At 65.5% G+C, this 19,806-nt stretch carries 16 protein-coding genes; 9 read left to right on the top strand and 7 right to left on the bottom strand.

Annotation, left to right across the window (positions count from 1 at the left end; genetic code table 11):
• Positions 1–228: 228 nt before the first annotated feature.
• Complete coding sequence (locus GNK13_RS02565) at positions 229–1,800, bottom strand: BBP7 family outer membrane beta-barrel protein (protein ID WP_164100877.1); 1,572 nt, start codon at positions 1,798–1,800, stop codon at positions 229–231.
• A 699-nt stretch (positions 1,801–2,499) separates the two neighbouring features.
• On the bottom strand, positions 2,500–4,185 hold the full coding sequence (gene nadB / locus GNK13_RS02570) for an L-aspartate oxidase (RefSeq protein ID WP_164100878.1): 1,686 nt from the start codon (positions 4,183–4,185) through the stop codon (positions 2,500–2,502).
• Between the two features lie 311 nt (positions 4,186–4,496).
• Between nadB and GNK13_RS02575 the strand changes: the two genes are divergently transcribed.
• The 3 genes from GNK13_RS02575 to GNK13_RS02585 all read left to right on the top strand — a co-directional run bounded on the left by GNK13_RS02575 (position 4,497) and on the right by GNK13_RS02585 (position 7,469).
• On the top strand, positions 4,497–5,636 hold the full coding sequence (locus tag GNK13_RS02575) for a phosphatidylserine decarboxylase family protein (protein WP_203328887.1): 1,140 nt from the start codon (positions 4,497–4,499) through the stop codon (positions 5,634–5,636).
• Complete coding sequence (gene pssA, locus GNK13_RS02580; protein WP_164100879.1) at positions 5,633–6,592, top strand: CDP-diacylglycerol--serine O-phosphatidyltransferase; 960 nt, start codon at positions 5,633–5,635, stop codon at positions 6,590–6,592. Before GNK13_RS02575 ends, pssA begins: the two co-directional genes overlap by 4 nt.
• A 313-nt stretch (positions 6,593–6,905) precedes the next feature.
• Positions 6,906–7,469 carry a class I SAM-dependent methyltransferase gene (locus GNK13_RS02585; protein ID WP_235934730.1) on the top strand — a complete coding sequence of 188 codons (564 nt, stop codon included), beginning with the start codon at positions 6,906–6,908 and terminating at the stop codon, positions 7,467–7,469.
• On the opposite strand, the gene GNK13_RS02590 is transcribed toward GNK13_RS02585, so the two are convergent.
• The 4 genes from GNK13_RS02590 to GNK13_RS02605 all read right to left on the bottom strand — a co-directional run bounded on the left by GNK13_RS02590 (position 7,422) and on the right by GNK13_RS02605 (position 11,082).
• Positions 7,422–8,342, bottom strand: a complete 921-nt coding sequence (locus tag GNK13_RS02590) for a hypothetical protein (protein WP_164100881.1) — start codon at positions 8,340–8,342, stop codon at positions 7,422–7,424. The two genes, GNK13_RS02585 and GNK13_RS02590, sit on opposite strands and share 48 nt — an antisense overlap.
• Positions 8,339–8,947, bottom strand: a complete 609-nt coding sequence (locus GNK13_RS02595; protein ID WP_203328888.1) for a hypothetical protein — start codon at positions 8,945–8,947, stop codon at positions 8,339–8,341. The genes GNK13_RS02590 and GNK13_RS02595 overlap by 4 nt, the downstream gene beginning before the upstream one ends.
• A 288-nt stretch (positions 8,948–9,235) precedes the next feature.
• Positions 9,236–9,844: a hypothetical protein gene (locus GNK13_RS02600; RefSeq protein ID WP_164100883.1), complete on the bottom strand. Its 609-nt coding sequence runs from the start codon at positions 9,842–9,844 to the stop codon at positions 9,236–9,238.
• Positions 9,845–10,446: 602 nt separating this feature from the next.
• A complete protein-coding gene (locus GNK13_RS02605) occupies positions 10,447–11,082 on the bottom strand; it encodes a hypothetical protein (protein ID WP_164100884.1) in 636 nt (211 codons plus the stop codon).
• A gap of 242 nt (positions 11,083–11,324) precedes the next feature.
• Between GNK13_RS02605 and GNK13_RS02610 the strand changes: the two genes are divergently transcribed.
• From GNK13_RS02610 to GNK13_RS02620, 3 genes are read left to right on the top strand one after another with little or no spacing between them, the layout of a single operon-like run.
• A complete protein-coding gene (locus tag GNK13_RS02610) occupies positions 11,325–12,647 on the top strand; it encodes a CpaF family protein (protein WP_164100885.1) in 1,323 nt (440 codons plus the stop codon).
• Positions 12,648–12,679: 32 nt separating this feature from the next.
• Positions 12,680–13,639, top strand: coding sequence for a type II secretion system F family protein (locus GNK13_RS02615; RefSeq protein ID WP_164100886.1), 960 nt, complete (start codon positions 12,680–12,682; stop codon positions 13,637–13,639).
• A 12-nt stretch (positions 13,640–13,651) separates the two neighbouring features.
• Positions 13,652–14,638 (top strand): type II secretion system F family protein, encoded by a 987-nt coding sequence (locus GNK13_RS02620; RefSeq protein WP_203328889.1) that lies wholly within the window; start codon positions 13,652–13,654, stop codon positions 14,636–14,638.
• A gap of 120 nt (positions 14,639–14,758) precedes the next feature.
• Here the strand turns inward: GNK13_RS02620 and GNK13_RS02625 are convergent, their stop codons facing one another.
• Entirely contained in the window at positions 14,759–15,742 is a 984-nt protein-coding gene (locus GNK13_RS02625; RefSeq protein WP_164100887.1) for an NAD-dependent epimerase/dehydratase family protein, read from the bottom strand.
• 35 nt (positions 15,743–15,777) lie between these two features.
• On the opposite strand from GNK13_RS02625, the gene GNK13_RS02630 reads away from it, so the two are divergent.
• The 3 genes from GNK13_RS02630 (at position 15,778) to GNK13_RS02640 (ending at position 19,786) form a co-directional block, all read left to right on the top strand.
• Entirely contained in the window at positions 15,778–17,088 is a 1,311-nt protein-coding gene (locus tag GNK13_RS02630) for a hydrolase (RefSeq protein ID WP_164100888.1), read from the top strand.
• A gap of 102 nt (positions 17,089–17,190) precedes the next feature.
• Positions 17,191–18,711 (top strand): aminotransferase class III-fold pyridoxal phosphate-dependent enzyme, encoded by a 1,521-nt coding sequence (locus GNK13_RS02635; RefSeq protein ID WP_235934731.1) that lies wholly within the window; start codon positions 17,191–17,193, stop codon positions 18,709–18,711.
• Positions 18,712–18,754: 43 nt separating this feature from the next.
• On the top strand, positions 18,755–19,786 hold the full coding sequence (locus GNK13_RS02640) for an arginine N-succinyltransferase (RefSeq protein ID WP_235934736.1): 1,032 nt from the start codon (positions 18,755–18,757) through the stop codon (positions 19,784–19,786).
• The last annotated feature ends 20 nt before the right edge of the window (positions 19,787–19,806 follow it).

Raw genomic sequence — 19,806 nt, forward strand, 5'->3', positions numbered from 1 at the left:
CACCTCCCAGAGTTCCAGCCGAGGCCAGGGTTCCAGTGGGCGGTGGTAGTCGACCGCCGCGGTCGGCGCCAATGCCGGTTTTGAAGAGCGTCTAAAGACTAGAGACTAGAGACTAGAGACTAACTTGCGGACGACGGGGTGGAGCCGCAGGCTTTTCCACCGGCTCCCGTTTGCGATCCTCCACCCGGTCGTCCGCGTCGTGATGCGACTGCGCGAGTCGCTCGTGGCCTACCAGCAGAAGCTGCCGCCGAAGCTGATGCCCTGGATCCAGTAGTCGGTCTCGTTGAACTGGAACGCCGGGCGGAGCGAGTCGACGTTCTGCCGCGTGTCCTCCGCCAACAGCGTGCCGTTGATCGCGGTATCGATCTGGTCGCCCGGGCGGACCACGTTCGACCAGTAGATGAAGGTGTAACCGACGGTCGCTCGCAGTCGCGGAGTGACTTGGTAGCCGAGGGTCGCACCGAGTTCCGGAAGGACCGAGATCCGGTCGCGTTCGTAGCTGCCAATGTTGCTCGGCTGGGCCAGCAGACCGCCGACGCCCAGGGTGGGATCGGTCGTCGAACCGTCGATCAGGACCGATTGCTGGTTGGTGCCGAGCCCAAACCGGCCTCGCAGGTTCAACGTCCAGCAGCCCCGCTGCCGTTCGTAGTAGACGCCCATGTCGATCCCGTTGAACTGGCTCCGCGTTCCGAACAGGTCTTGCGAAGCAAAATCGCCCGTGCCGGCTCCGGTCCCCGAGCGGGTGAAACTATCGCTGATCATCAGGCCCTCTTCGAGCTCCATGTAGCGGTAGCCGATGCCCGCATCGAGGCGGCTGCGGTAGTTGGTCGGGACGTTGCAGAGGAGCGTGTCGCCGCAGCCTTCCTTGCTGTACAGCAGGCGGCGGAACTGGAAGCCGGCCGAGTGCAGTTCGCTCTCCATCGCCGCTTCGACCGTGCCGTTGGCCACTCCGTTGCGAGCGATCACGCGGACCGCGTTCGGAGCTCCTTCGAGCGACACGTCGCTGTAGGGGCGGCCGATGCTCGGGCTGCCGGTGACGCCGTCGGCCGAGAAGAATTCGCGGTTGTCGTTGAAGAAGAAGTAATCGCCCTGCAGCGCCCAGCGGTGCTGGCGATCGAGCCAGATGCCCATGTTCAGCCGCAGGCCGTCGAGCGAGTCGTCGAGGTAATCCGAGTTGCCGCCGAAGAGCGTCTCGGCTCCCGGCAGCACCGGGTTGGTGCCGACCGGGCTGCGGGTGACCAGCGGAGGCAGACTCATCCCCTTCTGGTACCAGAGCAGATACTCGGCCGAGAACCAGCCATCCTGCGGAAAGCAGATGGTGAAGCAGCCATCGTTGAGTCCGCAGCGACCGCCGCAGTTCCCCCCGCATCCGGCCGAATCGCAGAACAGGGCCGCGTCGCAGCCGACTCCGCCACAACCGTCGCAGCCGCCACCGCTGCAGGCCATCGCGTCACAGCCCGGAGCGTCGAGGATCACCTCGCCGTAGCCCCCCGGACCGTAACTTGGCGAACCGTAACTTGGCGAACCGTAACCGTGGGGACCCGGCATCGGGGCCGACTCGAGGATCACTTCCCCTTCCATCGGCAGCGGCTCGCCCCGATAGATTTCGGTGGCTTGGGTGCGACGGATGCCGCTGGTTTGGCGAACGCCGCTGGTCGGCTGGGCCGTCGACCGCTTGTTCGTGGCCGCCGTCGAGCGTCCATCGGCTTGGCGAACCGGTTGCCAGCGGGCTCGGGCCATCCGCTCCGACTGGGGCGTGGCCCCGCGACGAGCTTCGGCGGCCTGACCGGTTGCCGTCATGGTGACGAGAAGGGTGGTTAGTAACGTCAAGCAACGGGGTGTCGGCACTTCAGCACCAATGGTTAGTCGGTTCGATCCGAGTTCAACGCGGTGACGCCCCCCAGCTCCCGCGATCACGTCGCGAAGCGGCCAACCTTCGGCCAACCTTCTTCGACTAACCAGGCATATCGACGCCCACTCCTCCAGTCCTTGCTCAAAAGCCGGAAAAATCCGAAAAATCCTCAAAACCGCTACAACCGGCAAAGTCGGCTGTGGCTTGCCCCCGAGGTTTAGCTGTCTCGGCCACTGAGCCGTAGGCGCTAGCCTCTGTCAGAAAACCGCTCTTCCCCATTACCCTCCCCCCGGGAGGGTCGGGCTCTCAGGCCCGGGGAGGGCCAGCTGAATCCGTTCGCGTTGAGGCCTCTACGTCGCGGATCGCCCTCCCCGCTCGTTCCTCGCGACCCTCCCGGGGGGAGGGTGTCGGCTCAGGGTTTTCTGACGGAGCCTAGCCCCCATTCTCGAAAATGCCGGGAAAACCGGACGCTAGCCCGGATTATTCATGCGTCTGGGTAGATGTGTCGCAAGTTCTTGTGGCGTTGGAAGTTGCGACAGACCATGACAGAACAGTGTGTTAAATCAGCCGCCACGCGCTAGCGTCCGGTTTTTGCGGAGTTTTCGAGAACCGGGGGCTAGCGCCCGGCGGCTGATGAATAATCCGGGCTAGCGCGTGGCGGCCGGGGGGGCGGCCGGTGGGGCGAGCGGTTCGCTCGCTGGCAGCGGTTCGCCCAGCCGGGGGCGGCCGCCGTCCTGATTGATCCGCACGGTGATGTGCCGCCGCCAGAGCTCGTCGTTGGGAGCTGGAAAGTCGCTCCGGAAGTGGACGCCGCGCGATTCCTCGCGGGCCAGGGCCGAGGTGGCGATCAGCCGCGCGGTGGTCAGCAGATTCTGCAGCTCCCAGCCCTCGGGCGAGTCGAACCGCCGCCGCAGCGCGTAACCGCTGACCGAATTGATCGAGTCGATCGCCTCCCGCAGCCCTTCAGCGGTCCGCTCGACGCCGACGAGCCGGACCATCGAGCTTTTCAGCGCGGCCCGGATGTCGGCCACGTCGAGCGATTCGTGCGTCGACTCATCCCCCTCCGGGCTCTCGATCGGCAGGGCCCGCATCGTGTCGGGCATCTCGGCGGCGGCCCGCGAAGCGCCTTCTCCGGCGTGGGCTCCGTAAACCAACCCTTCGAGCAGACTGTTGCTCGCCAGCCGGTTCGCCCCGTGCAGTCCGGTGCTGGTCACTTCGCCCGCGGCCCACAGCCCGGGCATGCTCGTGCGGCCTTCGAAATCGACGCTCAGGCCGCCGATCATGTAGTGCGCTCCGGGCCGCACGGGGATCCGGTCGGTGGTAATGTCCAAGCCGAATTTGCGACAGACTTTGGCGATCCCTGGAAACCGCTGGAGGACGACTTTCGAGTCGAGGTGGGAGAGGTCCAAGAAGACGTTGGAGCTCTGCGTGGCGGCCATCTGCCGCACGATCGCTTGGCTGACGACATCCCGCGGAGCGAGTTCGGCCCGGGGGTCATAGTCGGGCATGAAGCGATGCCCGTTGCTGTCGACCAGATAAGCCCCTTCGCCACGAATCGCTTCGGTCATTAAGAACCGCGAGCTGCCGGCGATGTACAGCACCGTGGGATGGAACTGGACGAATTCCATGTCCCGCAGCTCGACGCCGGCTCGAAAGGCGGCGGCGTATCCGTCGGCCGTCGCGACCGGCGGATTGGTCGATTCGCGGAACACCTGCCCCGCCCCTCCGGTGCAGAGGATCGTCTGCTTGGCCCACACCAGCTGCGGCGGACCCTCGCCGCTGGAGATAACCGCGCCATGGCACTGGCCATCGTGGGTGAGCAGGTCGAGCGTAAAGGTGTGTTCGCGGATCGCGATGTGCGAGCGACGCCGGGTTTGTTCGATGACCGCCCGCATGATCTCTTTGCCGGTCGCATCGCCGAGGGCGTGGACGATGCGGTGGCGGCTGTGCCCTCCCTCGCGGCCGAGCGTCAGCGAGCCGGCCAGCTCGTCGAACCGCGTCCCCCAGGCGACCAGTTCCTCGATCCGCCGCGGCCCTTCGCGGACGACCATGTCGACGACCGAACGATCGCACAGATTCCCCCCCGCCTGCAGAGTGTCGGCGACGTGATCCTCGAAGCGATCTTCTGGATCGATGACGCCGGCGATTCCACCCTGAGCGTAGTTGCTGTTCGATTCCTGCAGCGCATCTTTGGTGATCACCAGGACCGACTGGTTCGACGTCGCCGCGTTGGCGGCCCGCAGACCCGCCAGCCCCCCTCCGATGACCAGCAGGTCCGTAAAGTAATGCGGAACGCTTTTGGGGCGGAACGGGACGAGGTAGCGTGGCGTCATGACGGCATAATCGAAGACGAGTGGAACGGCCGGGGGAGGCGCAGGATGTGCGTTTGCGGGTGCGCGGGTCGCGCGGATTGTGAGCGCTCGGTGCGGGCGCTCCCGGGGGACCGGGACGTTTTCCCGGAGGCAGCACGCAGGGTCGCAGCCGAAACTCCGGAGTATACCTGCCGACCATCCGCCCTGGGCTTGGTAAGATTGCCTCACCGGGAGCCCGTGGCCAGCCGTGGGACCGCTCCGGCCCTGGGGGAATTTGCAAACCGCCAGAAAACCCCGCCCCTCCGGAAAAATTCTAGGACCGACTCGCCGCGATGGCTTCAAGATCTGTGACTGACGATTCCTCTGCTTCGCATCCCCCGCACACCCCAGATCCCACGACTGGTCCCGATCCCGCGACTGGTCCCGATCCCGCTGGCCCGAGCACCACCGGTAAAGGGGCGACTGCCAGCGGCCGGGCCGCCCTGGAGCCGATGGACCCGCAGGTGACGACGATCCAGCCGGGGGGCGGCGTGGTGATGCAGCTGGAGTTGGCCTGGGGCCGCGTCCGTCGCTGGCTGCTCCGCAAATTTCGCCCCGGTTACGTCGCGGCGATGCGGAGCAAACGTCGGGGCGGGCCAGGGGGCTGTCCGTTCGACCCGGTCGATCCGCGGGACGTCAAATACTACGCCAACCAAGCGACTTACTCCTGGGCGCCGGCGGACGATCCGTTCCGCTGGCGGGACCGACTGCCGTTTGTTCGCGTGGGGCTGGCCGAGTTGCTGATCCTGGGAGGAAGCTGTTTGCTGGCGACTGTGCTGGCGTTTTCGCTCTGGTGGCCGCTAGGGATTCCCTTTGCTCTGGTCACCGCCTGCGTCGTCTGGTTTTTCCGCGACCCGCCCCGCCGCATCCCGGCCGCGGCTGGGCAAGTCGTCTCGCCAGCCGACGGATTGGTGGTGCGGATCGCGGAAGTCGAGGATCCGGTGATTGGCCCCGCGATCGAGATCGGAATCTTTTTGTCGATCTTCAACGTCCACGCCAACCGCTCGCCGATCGCCGGACGGGTGCTGGGGATCGAGTACCGGCCCGGAAAATTCCTCAACGCCCTGCGGCCGGAATCGGAAAAGGAAAACGAGCGGCTGGAAGTCCGCATCGAAGAGGATCAGCCGCCGTACCGGATGATGCGCGTCCGTCAGATCACCGGGCAATTTGCCCGCCGCATCGTCTGCTGGGTGCGTCCAGGCGATCCGCTCGGGCGAGGCGAGATGTTTGGGATGATCAAGCTCGGCTCGCGGACCGAGCTGGTGTTGCCGCGCGAAGCGGGGCTCGAGCTGCAGGTCGCTGTCGGTACAAAAGTCAAAGCGGGGAGCAGCTTGATGGCGACCTACCGCACAGCGCCCGCCACTGAAGAAGCGACTAACTCCACCGAAGCGCCTGGCGCTGAAGGCCCCTCCGCTGCCGAGGACCATCGATGAGCGAACTTCGCAGACGCGTCCTGCTCCGTCGGCAGCGGATCAAAGGCCCCCGCAGCCCCCGGGTGAAAAGTCCTCGGGTCAAAGGGCATCGTCGGCGGGTGACGTTGGCGGTGCTTCCCACGCTGCTAACGCTCGGCAATGGAACGTGCGGCTTGGCGGCGATCGCCGTGGCGGTGAGCGACACGTTGCCGTGGAGCGAAGAGCACAAGCTGTTTGTCGCCGGGTTGTTGATCTTTGGCGGCATGCTGTTCGACGCCTTCGACGGCCACGCGGCGCGAATGACCAACCAGTCGACCGAGTTTGGAGCCCAACTCGACAGTCTCTGCGACGCGATCACATTTGGCACCGCACCGGCCGTGATCGTCTGGCGGTACAGCGAGGTGCTGCCGCAGCGGTTGTCGTGGGCGATCGGAGCCCTATTCACGCTCTGCGTGTTGATGCGGCTCGCGCGGTTCAACGTCGTCACCAAGGAGGACGATCCGCACGACAGCTTCGACGGGCTGCCAAGTCCAGCCGCGGCCGGAACGATCGCCTCGGTGGCGATCGCCGTCCCTCACCTGGCGTCGCTGCAATCGGATGAATTTTCCGAGCGGGTGCAGAACTGGGCGGCAAGCGGTTTGCAGGTATCGCATTACCTGATGCCGCTGCTCGCGGTGATCCTGGCGTACCTGATGGTTTCACGGTTCCGTTATCCCCACGTCTTCAACCAGCTGATGGGGGGGAGGAAGTCGTTGCACCAGCTCGGCCCGGTGCTGTTCGCGCTTTTTGGCATGTTCCTGCTGCACGAATTGGTGCTCCCGCTGAGCTTTTGCTACTTCGCCTTCGCCTCGCCGGTGCGGCAACTGCTCGGTCGGACGCAGGGAGCGAGACAAAATCAGTTGGGGGGTGGCCCCACACAACCCCCGCAAGCTCAACCAAAACACCCGCACCCCACTGGCGAGAAGCCACCCGCCTGACGGAGCGTCTGGAATGGCTATGTCACGGCAGCGCAACATTCCCCCGTTTCACGTCCCCAAGGTGTTGGTTTGGCTGCCGAGAGAGTAAATAATTCCGAACGCTATCAATTGCGGGAGCTCCAGCGGAGGAAACATGCGCGTCGTCACACCCCCTGAAGATTCGACCGGGTCGTCCGAGCCATGGCACGTACGCTTCAAGCGGCCACGTAGTCGGCGAGCCGAATGCAGTCGGCGATCCGAATCCACGGCGGTTCGCAGTGAAAATAGCCGGCTCTATCGCCAGCTGACGCCAGCCTACGAGATCGTCTTTCCGTTGCTCATTCGCAAGCGGATTTGGGATTCGATCCAGAGCCTGAACCTACGCCCCGGCGCTCGGGTGCTGGAAGTCGGGGTGGGAACCGGAATCTCGCTCGGTGCCTATCCACGCGACATTCACATCACCGGGATCGACCTCTCCGAAGAGATGTTGGCGGTGGCCCAGCGGAAGATCGAGGCCGAAGGCTGGGATCAAATCAAGCTGCTGCCGATGAACGCCGAACAGCTGGACTTTCCCGATGGCTCCTTCGATTGCGTCACCGCTTTCCATGTGGTCAGCGTCGTCTCGCAGCCTCAGAAAATGATGCGAGAGATCACGCGGGTCTTGCGGCCTGGCGGCAAGATGTTGCTGATCAACCATTTCCGCAGCGGACGCCGGTGGATCGCCAACGTCATCGATCGCGCGGATCCGGTCACGCGGCACCTCGGCTGGCGGACCGACCTGGAACTCGACGCGGTTGTCGATTCGCTGCCGCTCAAGATTGAAAAACGCTACAAGACTTCGCCGCTGTCGCTATTCACCGTGCTCCAAGCCACCCGCACCGCGGGGGAGCAGGAATAGGCTGAGCAGCACCGCGTTGGCGGCCTCGTAGAGCAGGTGTCCGGAGAGCACGCCCAGGACGAGGGCATGAGCGATCAGCGCTCCGGCGGCGATTCGCCGCAGCCGGGGAGGATTGGCGGTGCCGCGGCCAGGAAGCCACAGCAAGGGGACCGCTACGATCGGCAGCCAGACGATCAGATGCGTCAGGGCAGCGGTCAGAAGCTGCGAGTTGCCGAGCGACGCCAGCTCGAGCGTCGGTCCGTCCTGCGGCAGGACGAGCTGCAACGCCCCCTCGCCATTCCACCAGGTTTCTGCTGCCAATTGCGTCAGCGCCGTAAAGCCGACGATCGCCGCGATATGAATCTCCAGCAGTCGCCGCGCAAAGCCCCCCCCCGACCACCGCCGACCCTCCCACCTCTGCCGCACCCCGACACCCGACGCGGCGATGGCGAGTCCAAAAAGTCCCACCACGAGCGGGACTTCCGCGAGCCCCGCAATCACCCAGGCTCGAGCCACCACGGCGAGCAAGATCAACCACGTCAGCGCAGCGACTCCCCAGCCGCCAATCCCGGCGGCCAAGAGGAGCGAGGCGGCGATGCCGAACCCCAACACCACTCGCAGCCCGAGCGTCGACTCGATCCAGTACAGCGGCGTGAGATGCCAGCGGCCCGCTCCGGCAACCTCGCTCGATTGGCTGAGGCGACTTAGCTGTTCGGTCGACAGCAACCCCTCGCTGCCGAACCAGTAGCCCACATCGGCCCAGTGGGTGGCGAAGTAGCAAGCGGCGAGCACCCCCAAGCCGATCCGCACGAACCGGAGCGAGGCGAGCGATTCGGGCGTAAACCAAAATCGCTCCCAGCCGTCCTGCAAAACGCCCTCCTGCGTGCCGCTCATGGTGCCTCCGGGGCGTTGCCCGTCTCCGACTCGCCTTCGCTGGTCCGTGGACTGCCGCTCGAGTCGCTCGAGTCGCTCGTTAACGGCTCGGCGTTGAGTCGCCGTTCCTTGATCGTCACCAGGGACCACTGCGGCGTGCCGTCGGGAGCGGGAGGTTCGGGCACGATCGCCGCTTCCCAGCTGGGGATCGCAACTGGGGCGGAGGGATAGGTGCGGATTGCCGCGTCGGGAGCCAAGCGGACGATTCGCATCCGCACCGGCGGAGGCAATTCCTGGTCGACCGCGTCCTGCATCGCGCGGCGGACCAGCGGTAGGGCGAGCAGCGACGCGGCTGCGGTCTCTTCCCGTTCGGCCGCGGCAGCGATGACTTTGGCGAACCGCGAATAGCGACGCTGCCGCTCGCTGCCCTGGTAGCCTGCGGCCGCTTCTCGCTCCCAAGTGTCCGAGTCCTCCCGCAGCCACTCGACGCGGTGCGTTTGATCGGCCGGGGAGCCGTGGGTGAGATAGAGCGGCCGCCCGTCGATACGCAGCTGGAGAGGGGTCAAATAGGGGGCGGCAAGGCCCAGCACGCGAGCCTGCAGCGGCGAGGCAGCCACGACCGCCATGAGCGAAATGGCGACCAAAGCGAGGTGCAGGACGAGCCAAATGCTGAGGGCCGACCGTCCGCCCGGTGAGGGAACGCTGGCGGTGCGGTTTTCAGGGATGGCCGACGGGGAAGTGCGAGAGCCCAAAGCGGATGCGCGCCTGTCGAGAGAGGTGGGACACAGGTGGGAGCTTGCCGAGTCTAATCGCCTCTCGAGTAAAGCCAAGGGCGGGAGCCGCGCATAAAAAAACCTCGCGAGATCGGAGATCCCGCGAGGCTAAGCGTGTTGCAACGAGGCGTGAGCGAGAGCTCAGGCTTCCGGAGCAGCGGGGGCTTCGGCAGCCGGAGCTTCCGGAGCAGCCGGAGCGGCTTCAGCTTCGGGCTGCGGCTGGGGGGGGACGTCGCTGGCCGAGCCGCCTTGGACGCCACCGTCGATGACCTGACCTTCCGAGATGACCTGGCCATCGGAGTAGATCACGTCGCCACCGACGGTCGAACCACCGCAGCAGCCGCTATCGACGACCGGGGCCGAGCCACCGCAGCAGGGCTGGGGAGCGACAGCGCCGCAGCAGGGCTGGGGGGCCGGTTCGCAGCAGGGCTGGGGGGCCGGTTCGCAGCAGGGCTGCGGAGTGGGCTGGCAGCACGGCTCGACGTAGACCGGAGCGCAGCAGCTCGAGCGACGGTTGCGGTGATGGCCGAACAGTCCGCCGCTACGACGGCTACGCTGATGCAGTCCGCCGCCGCAGCCACGGTTGTGGTGTCCGCTGAACAGACCGCCGCCGCAACCGCGGTTGTGATGGCCGCCGAACAGGCCGCCGCCGCAGCCGTGACCCGCGGTCGCAGTGCTCTCGGTGGTCGCCACGGCGACCGCCACCAACATTGCCAGGCTGGCAACGCCACAGATTACCGAACGATTCATCAAATACCTCTCGAAGTAACGGGATTTCACTTGCGACCACTCTGACGGCCGGCCAGTTTCGCCGACACCGCCCAATCGCCTGGGAGGAACGCCCTCGATTGCAAACCCTGCGGACCAGGCAATGTGGGAGAAACGGGACATCCTTGACGGTCGCACAGGCTGGGAGACAGGTTATCCACCTCCCGGGGCGTGTCAATCGGCAGGAGCGGTTCGGGTTACGGAAAACAGGCAAAAAATTCCGCTCCCGACGTGACGCCCGACCCCAAGCAAATCGTGGTCCGAAAGCTCCTGCAGGGGCAGGAACCGGCTCCCAGGAAGAGCGGGGAGGGGGGCAGAGGGGTCCGCTCGCTGGCCAGAGGGGCCAAAAACCTCGCATTCCGGCGGCTTTTGCATGCCGTGGGCGGTGCGAGGGCGACCGAGGAGAATTCAGCGGCCGCGGGGCGGCGTGGTCGGCCCCGCGGGGCGGCGTGGTCGGCGAGCAAGCAATCAGCAGCCTCAGCGGCTGCTGAACGATCGACCCACTTTTCTTCTAAAAAACTTTCGCGGTTCGCGAAGGAAGCGTCACCCTCCACTCGGGGCGGTGGCTCTTCGCTTGCCCAAGCCTACCGCAACTGGGGCATTTCGAACGCGGGCGACTCGGCGGTCTGCGGCGGGCTGGCTTCGCTGCTCTCGCTCGCCTCCTGCAGTTGCTTGATGGCCAGCACGTCTTCGCGGCTTTCGAAGTTGAAGACGCGAGGTTCCGGATCGTCCTCGAGGATCAAGCCCGAAACGCGCCAGCCGGCGTCTTCTTTCTTCAGCGCCCAGCCGACTTGGTAGGTGACGGTTTGGCCGGCCGGGTCCTGCTCGGTCCAGATGCTGTTGACCAGCATGCCGCCTTCGCCATAGGGGACGCTGCGGGTGACTTCGAAGGTCGCATCGGGAGATCCGGGGGGCTGCATCACCAGCCCGACCGCGGCATAGGTCTCCCGCGCCGCGGTGGTCATCAGGCGGCCGACGTCGGCGGCCGCGCCGCCGCGGCGGGCACCGTCGAGAAACTGGCTGACAATCTCTTCGGGAGATTCTTCGCTCGTCTCGTCCGCGGTGCTCGCGACCGTCTCGGATTGGGGGGCCGCGGGTTTGGCTTCGGTCGTTGCCGCCGGGCCACCGCAACCGACTAGAGAAACGGTCAGGCCGAGCGCGGTCGCTACGAGCCCTGCCTGCCAATGCCCACCTTCGAGTCGCCAGTGTGCCAGACGCATCGTTCGTTGCTTCCTTGCGGGTTGAATCGTCGGAATCGCGAGCCGCAAACCGGGGGGCTGGCGATCGGGAGAGTGCGAGGGGACTGTTACCTGCGGCCCGCGTCGCGCGTCAACGCCAACTTGGGAATCTCCCACCGGGAGGGTCTGGCGCGGGAGGGTTTGCCGCTGGGGGAATTTGCCGCGGTGCGTCAACGGTGAGCTATGGTTGCGAGGATCGGGAACCTCGATACGGAAAACCTGCGATGCGCACCACCACACAATCGACTCGCGGCGAAACGCTCAGCCGCCAAGATCAGTTCGAAGCCATCAAGCGGCGGATTCACGGCAAATTGGTCGACAAGCTCGACCTGTCTCGCGTCGGCGACCTGAAGGGGGACGTGCTCAAACGCGAGATCCGGATGGTCGTCGAGCATCTCTGCGATGCCGAAGACACGCTGCTGAACCGGCAGGAGCGGGATCGGATCGTCGACGAGGTGCTCGACGAAACCTTTGGGCTCGGGCCGCTCGAACTGCTGCTCAAAGACCCCAAGATCAGCGACATCCTGATCAACGGGCCGAAGAACATTTACGTCGAAAAGAACGGCACGCTGCAGAAGACGGATGTCGAGTTCCGCGACAACAAGCATCTGCTGCAGATCATCGACCGCATCGTCTCGCGGGTCGGCCGCCGGGTCGACGAGACCTGTCCGATGGTCGACGCCCGGCTGGAGGATGGTTCACGCGTCAACGCGATCATCCCGCCGCTGGCGCTCGACGGGGCGGCGATGTCGATTCGTCGCTTTGGGTCGAACCCGCTGAAGCTCGAGGATCTGCTGAACTACCGCGCGTTCACTCCCGAGATGGTGATGCTTCTCGAGGGCTGCATCAAAGCTCGGCTGAACATGGTCATCGCCGGCGGAACGGGCTCGGGGAAGACGACGTTGTTGAACACGCTGAGCAGCTTCATCTCGCACGAGGACCGGATCGTCACGATCGAGGACGCGGCCGAACTGCAGCTGCAGCAGGATCACGTCGTGCGGCTCGAAACCCGGCCGGCAAACATCGAAGGGGCGGGCGCGGTGACCGCGACCGATCTGGTCCGCAACGCCCTCCGCATGCGGCCCGAGCGGATCATCATCGGCGAGTGTCGTGGCGGGGAAACGCTCGACATGTTGCAGGCGATGAACACCGGTCACGATGGCTCGCTGACGACGATTCACGCCAACACGCCCCGCGATGCGATTGGGCGTCTTGAGGTGCTGGTGATGATGGCCGGTTTTGAGATGCCGATCAAAGCCATCCGCTCGCAGATCGCCGGAGCCGTTGACGTTTTGATCCAGGCCAACCGCTTGCAAGGGGGCCCCCGCCGCGTCACTGCGATCACCGAAATCGTGGGGATGGAGCAAGACACGGTGGTGATGCAAGACATTTACAAATTCAATCAAGAAGGTGTTGACGAAAAAGGTAAGGCGTTTGGCCATTTTGAATGCACCGGCGTTCGTCCGACATTCATGAAAAAGTTGGAGGCCGCAGGCGTGCGGTTGCCGAGCAGCGCGTTCCGTCAACGCGTGATGATGCAAGCCTAATCGCTGTCACCATATTATTAGGTACCAATGCCATGTTGTTAGTCATCATCTCGGGCGCCGTCGCAGTCGCCGCGCTGTTCGGATATCTGGCGGTCGTGCTGCTGCCCGGAGGCGATTCGACCGCGGCCGAGGAACGCCTCGACGCCCTCGCCGGAGTCCGCCGTGGCGGGCCGGTCGAGGAACAACAGTCGCTGCTGGTCGGCCGGGGCTTGGATGAAACGAAAAACTGGATGGAGGAGGCGCTCGGCTCGGTCCCTGGGCTGAGCGCTTATCTCGAACAAGCCAATGTCAAACTGACCGCGAGCCAGTTCATCGGGATTTGCGGTGGCTTTTTTGCCGCCGGGATGCTGGTCATCGTCGTCACTCCGGTCCCCAACTTGCTGGCCCCGTTCGGTGGCTTGATGCTCACCGGGGTGCCGATTTCCTGGTTGGCGATGAAACGCCGCAAGCGTTTGGCCCGGTTCGGAAAACAGATTCCCGAGGCTCTCGAACTGCTGGCCCGCTCGCTCCGCAGCGGCCATTCGCTGGCTGCCGGGTTCGGGCTGATCGCCTCGGAAATGGACGAGCCGATCTCGCGCGAATTCGGTCGCGTGTTCGAGGAGCAGAATTTGGGGATTCCGCTCGAAGAGGCTCTCGAGGATTTGGCCGATCGGATTCCGAACATGGACCTGCGGTTCTTCGCCACGGCGCTGATCTTACAACGGCAAACGGGCGGCGACCTGGCGGAGATTCTCGACAAGATCAGCCGCTTGGTCCGCGAGCGGTTGCAGATCATGGGGCAGGTTCAAGCGCTGACCGGTGAAGGTCGTTTGAGCGGCGTGGTGTTGCTGGCACTTCCCCCGGTGTTATTCCTCACCATGTTTTTCTTGAACCGCGACTACATCATGATGCTGTTCACCGAGCCGCTCGGACGGCAGATGTTAGTTTTCGCTTTGGTGACGCAAGTCGTCGGGGCCTTGGCGATCAAAAAAATCATCACGATCAAAGTATAAGGGCGCGCATTCATGTTGTTTGCAATGGAACTAGCCTTGAATGTCACCACGCTGGCGCCGATCGCCGCGGCGGTCTGCGTCACGATCGTCGCCTTCCTCATCGCGACGCGGGTCAGCGGCGACGATCGTCCCCGGGCCGAAGCGCGGTTGGAGGAGCTCCGCAATCCGCGCCGCCGCAGCCAAGCGGCGAGCCTGGACGAAGGGGCCGAGCGGGCGAAGAAGAAGTCCGAGGCTCTTGCCGCCGCCCTCGAACGGGCCACCAATCCACTTGCGGCGACCGTCCGTCCGAAGAATGAAAAAGAGCTCGGCAAACTCCGCGAACGGCTGATGCACGCCGGCTTTCGCCGCGAATCGGCTCCCACGATCTTCAAGGGCGTGCAGCTGATCCTGGCCTGCGTCGGATTGTTCATCGGCGGGGTCGTCGGGTTGCTCACCGTCGGGTTTGAAACCGGACTGCTGCTCCGCGTGCTGATCGGCGGTGGGGTGATGTACTTCATTCCCGAGCTAGCGCTGATGATGATCACCAAGCGTCGCAAGGAAGGGATCTTTCTCGGTTTGCCCGACTCGCTGGACCTGATGGTCGTGTGCGTCGAGGCCGGACTCGGGCTCGACCAGGCGCTCCGCAAGGTGGCCGACGAGATGAAGAAGTCGTATCGCTACATCGCCGAAGAATTCGCCGTCGCCAACACGCAGATGCAGCTCGGACGCTCCCGCGCCGAAGTCCTCCAGGCGCTCGGCTACCGAAGCGGCGTCGACGACTTGAAACAATTGGCCTCGATCCTGATCCAGGCCGACAAGTTCGGAAGCTCGGTCGCTCAGGCGCTCCGCGTGCAGAGCGATTCGATGCGGGTCCGCCGCCGCCAGCTGGCCGAGGAAAAGGCCGCCAAGACCGCCGTCAAGCTGATCTTTCCGCTGGTGTTGTTCATCTTCCCGGGAATCTTCGTCGTGCTCGTCGGCCCCGCCGCCATCACGATGATCAACAACCTCCTGACGATGTAGGGAGTACGTCAGGGATACCCACATTCAGAAAGCCCCACTTCACCAGCCCCCCCCTGGGGAGGGTGTCGTTGAGGTCCACTGACCGATGCCGAGCAGGTGGCGGCTGATTTCTCCAAACAGCTACATTCCCAGGTAGCCGCGATCGCGGAACCAGGTGGCCGCGTCGCGGATCGATTCGAGGGCTGGGCGGGAACGATAGCCGAGCTCGGCTTCGGCGCGGTCGCTGCGGTACCAGTGCATCTGCTGGCTGGTCCGCATCGCGGCGCTGTTCAAATCGCCCTCGCGGCCGCTGAACCGCGTCGCCAGATCGCTGAGCCCTCCAGGAATCCATGAGAACCTGGGGCCGATCCAGCAGACCGGGCCGCGGCGTCCGCCGATTTTCGCGAATTCTCGCCACAATCGGAAATAGGTCCAGTTCTCGCCGGCCATCACGTAGTGCCTGCCGGTTTGGCCACGCTCGAGCGCCGCGAGCAGTCCTTGCGCCACGTCGCGGGCGTCGCACACGCTGCAGCCTCCCCGCGGAGCCAGCGGTGCGGGCCGGCGAGCGACCTCGACCAGCATCCGTCCACTGCTCGGTTTCCAGTCCCAAGGGCCGAGCATGAATCCGGGATGGACGATCGTGGCCTCGAGCCCGGCAGCAATCTCCTCTTCGACCGCCGCTTCGGCCGCTCGTTTGCTCAGCACATACGTCGAGGCGATCTGGCCGTCGCCTGGGGTCGTCTCGTCGGCCGGGGCGTGGGGCTGGCCGATCGCCAGCGTGTTGGTCGTCGAAACGTGAACCATCCGCAGCCCGTTTTGGCGAGCGACTTGGGCGACGTTTCGCGAGCCGACTTCGTTGACCTCCATCGCTTCCTGCATCCGCCGCCAGCCGATGTGGATCAGCCCCGCGCTGTGGATGAGGGCGTCGCAGCGGACGGCCGCGCGGCGGACGGCCTCAGAATCGCAGATGTCGCCGGTGGCCAGTTCGACGTCGAGCCCCTCAAAACAGCGGGCGGCCGACTCGCGGCTGCGGACCAGCGCCACGACCTGATGCCCCGCTTCGATCGCTTGCCGAACCGCGTTATTGCCCAACAGGCCGGTTCCGCCGGTGACTAGGATACGCACGAACGAGTCTCTTCGAGTTTCGATAGGGAGCGGAGATGGAGAACCACGGCCCCCGATCCGAGTCGGCCAGGTCGCCCGAGTCGGCCTTTCCGAGAGCACCCGATCGGGCGACCGCCGAGGCGCTTCGCTGGCTCGCCGGCCGTCGCGAGGCGATGATCGAACGGCTCCGCAGTTGGTGCCAACAAAATAGCGGATCCGAGAATCTTGCGGGACTGCGGCGGATGGCCGATCGCTTGGTCGACGACTTCGCCCCGCTCGGGGTGGCATGCCAGCGGCGGGTGACGCCTCCTTACACGGTGATCGACGAACAGGGCAACAGCGAGTCGCGTGACAGCGGCGATCTGCTGCTCTGGCGGCATGCGCCCGAAGCGGCCCAGCGACTGCTGCTGATGATCCACTACGACACGGTCTATCCGCCACCACCCGAGGACGCAGATTCACCCGGGGAGGTGGGGGCAGCGGCACCCGCGGCGTGCCGGCTCGAGAGCGAGGGTCGCTTGGTCGGTCCTGGAACGGCCGACGCCAAAGGGGGCCTGCTGGTGATGCGGGAGGCTCTGCTGGCCGTGCGGCGGTTCGAGCTCGACCGCGGGATTGGCTGGACGGCAGTGGCCAATCCCGACGAGGAACTCGGCTCGCCGGCATCGGGTGCGATGCTCCCTGAGCTCGCTCCGCAGCATTCGCTGGGGCTGCTCTTCGAGCCTTCGCTGCCCGACGGGGCGCTCGTTGCGGGGCGGATGGGGTCGGGCAACTTCACCGTGGTCGTCCGCGGCCGCTCGGCTCACGCTGGCCGCAATCCGCAGGAGGGACGCAACGCTGTCATCCTGCTCTGCCGCTTGCTGGCCGAGATTGACCAAAGCGGCGAGGGGCTTGCTGGGGTGACGGTCAACGTGGCTCAACTGCATGGCGGAGGGGCTTTGAATCGCGTTCCGGATCGTGCGGTCGGCCGCTTCAATGTCCGCGTCGCCGAACCGAGCGTGCAGGCCGAGTGGCTCGGCCGGCTCGCTGCACTGGTCGAGCGATACCGAGCGTCGGAAGGGTTTGAGGTCGAGCTCCACGGCGGCTTTCACGCACCGCCCAAAGTCGTCGACGCTGCGTTTGGGGAGCTGCAGCGGCGGGTCGAGAGAGCGGCGGAGGGAATCGGACGGGAGATCGCGTGGAGGAACACCGGCGGCGCTTCCGACGGCAACCGGCTGGCGGCAGCGGGATTGCCCAATGTCGACACGCTCGGCCCGCGCGGCGACCGGCTGCACAGCCCGGACGAATGGGTCGACGTCGACTCGCTCGTCCCCGCTGCCCAAACGCTGCTGCTGGTGATCGCCCACTACGCCCGCGAAGCTCGCCAGTGAACCCGCGAAGCTCGCCAGTGAACCCGCTGCGGCCAAACCCCTCTATGATGCAGCATTGTGGAACGAGCCGCGGTGGCGGATGTTCCGATCGAGCCTCAAGCGATGGCGGGACCGAGATTGATGGAAGGAAGTGCAGCCGATTCACCCGCCGCCAAGCCGCATGCGGCGGGCGGGAGTTCAGTCGAAGGCAGCGGCCCGGAGCTTCTTGTGGCGGAGCGGTTCCGCGGCGATTCGCGCGTTGCCGAAGCTCGCCGCCTACTCGCCGACGCGCTGGCCGAGTATTCCGCCGAGCTGAGTGAGGTCCGTCGGCCGCTGCCAGGGCGCGAAGCGGCTTATGCAGACCTGTTGGCCGAACTCGGGGTGGCTCGCGGGGGCACGCCGATCCTGCCCTACTTGGCCGCCGGGCTGGGGAACGGCCCCTGGGTCGAGCTGGCCGACGGCAGCGTCAAGCTGGACTTTATCAGCGGGATTGGCGTGCATGGGCTCGGTCACAGTCATCCGCGGATGCTCCAAGCCTCGATCGATGGGGCGCTTGAGGATGTCGTGATGCAGGGCAATCTGCAGCAGCACCCGCCGAGCCTGTGGATGTGCCAGCGGTTGCTCGAACTCTCGCGGGAGGGGGGAGCGGAGCTGGAGCATTGTCTGCTGACGACCAGCGGCGCGATGGCCAACGAGAATGCGATCAAGTTGGCGCTGCATGCGCGGAGTCTGGGGCCTGGCGGGCCGGCCAACCGAATCCTCGCTTTCGAAAACGTGTTTGCCGGGAGAAGTCTGGCGCTGGCGGCGCTGACCGACCGCGCCGCGTACCGCCAAGGGCTGCCGCTGGCCCTGGAGGTCGACTACCTCCCGTTCCGCGATCCGGCCGACCCGCAGCGAAGCCGCGAGCGTGCGGTCGCCGAAATGCATCGCCTGCTCTCTCGCTTTCCGGGCCGCTACGCTGCGTTTTGGGCGGAGCCGATGGCGGGCGAGGGGGGGTACTACGAAGGCGACCACGAATTCTTCGCCGCTCTCTGCCAGCCGCTGCGGGACGCAGGGATCCCGATCATCTTTGACGAGATCCAGACGTTCGCCCGGCTTTCGAAACCGTTCGCGTTCCAGCACTACGGGCTCGACCGCTGGGTCGACATCGTCACGGTCGGAAAAATCACCCAAGTCTGTGCGACGCTCTACCGCGGTTCGCTGAAGCCCGCCGCGCCGATCCTCAGCCAGACCTTTACCGGATCGTCGGGATCGATCGCCGCCGGACTCGCGGTGCTGGAGCATTTGCAGCGCAGTGGATGTTTCGGAGAGGACGGACAGAACGTCCGTCGCCACGCCCACGTCGCCTCCGCACTGGCCGCCTTGGCCGAGGAATTCCCCCGCCGCGTGGCCGGTCCCTTCGGAGCCGGAATGATGATTGCTCTGACCCCTGGCAACGGTTCGGCGGCGGCGGCAAAGTGGCTGCTCGACACGATGTACGCGGCCGGCCTGATTGGCTTCGTCTGCGGCGGCGAGCCGTCGCGGATCCGCTTCCTGCCGCCTCCGGGAGCGACCGACGAGCAGCACCTGGACTTGGCCCTGCAGATCGTCCGCGAAGCCGTCGCCGCGATGCCCGAGGAGCACTGGGCGGCCCCGCAGGCTTAGGTACCCGCCGGCTTAGGTAAAGGAGTCACCGCCCTTGCAAGTTGTGCGTTCGGTTCGCCTGGAAGACATCGACGCGCTGTACCGGTTGACGCGTCAGGCCACCCATGGTCTGACGTCGTTGCAGCTCGACTACACCCAGCTGCTCGAACGGGTCGAGTCGAGCGTCTTTGCGTTCAGCCGCCGCAGCGAGCGGCCGGCCGGAGAACCGTTCGTGTTGGTGATGGAGGATTTGCCGTCGGGCCAGTTGGTGGGGACCGCGGCGGTGATGGCGAAGACCGGGGGATACGAACCGTTCTACGCCTACCGTCGGGTCTGTACGATTCGCAACTGTCCGCAGCTCGGCGTGCAGCAGCGGAATGAGTCGTTGCACCTGCAGCGGATCCACGACGGGCCCTCGGAGATCGGCAGCCTGTTTCTGTTGCCCGAGTTTCGCGGTGGTGGCCGCGGCCGTCTGCTCTCGCTCTCCCGCTTCGCCCTGTTCGCCCAGCGCCCCCGGCGGTTTTCGGATCGCGTGATCGCTGAGATGCGAGGCGTCTGCGACGCGTCGGGAGTCAGTCCGCTGTGGGAAGCCCTGGGCCGCAAGTTTTACGGAGTCGACTTTCCCGTGGCCGATGCCCTGTCGACCCTGTCCAAGGCTTTCATTGAGCAGCTGAACCCTGAGTTCCCGATCTATTTGACGCTCCTGCCCGAAGCCGCCCGTGCGACGATCGGGCGAGTGCACCCCGAGACCGAACCGGCGCTCGCCCTCCTCCGCAGCGAAGGGTTCACCGAAACCGAGATGGTCGACATCTTTGACGGCGGTCCGCTCGTCGAATGCGCGACCCACCGGATCGCCGCGGTCGCCCGCTGCCGCCGCGGCCAGGTGCTGTCGATCGAACGGGAGCTCGATGCGTCGCCGACCATTCTCTCGTCGATGAGCACCGGTTTCGCCGCCGTGCTCGCACCGGCCGTGCGAGTCGCACCGGGGGAAGAGGGCGTGCGGATCGAGCAGTCCGCTGCCGAGGCGCTCGCGGTCGGACCCGGGGATGCGGTCTGGACACTCGATCCGCATCCCAGCCCGGAGGTCCTGAAATGACCCGTTTCCCATCCAACCCC

The organism is Candidatus Laterigemmans baculatus (assembly GCF_010367455.1).
Taxonomy (GTDB): Bacteria; Planctomycetota; Planctomycetia; order Pirellulales; family Pirellulaceae; genus Laterigemmans; species Laterigemmans baculatus.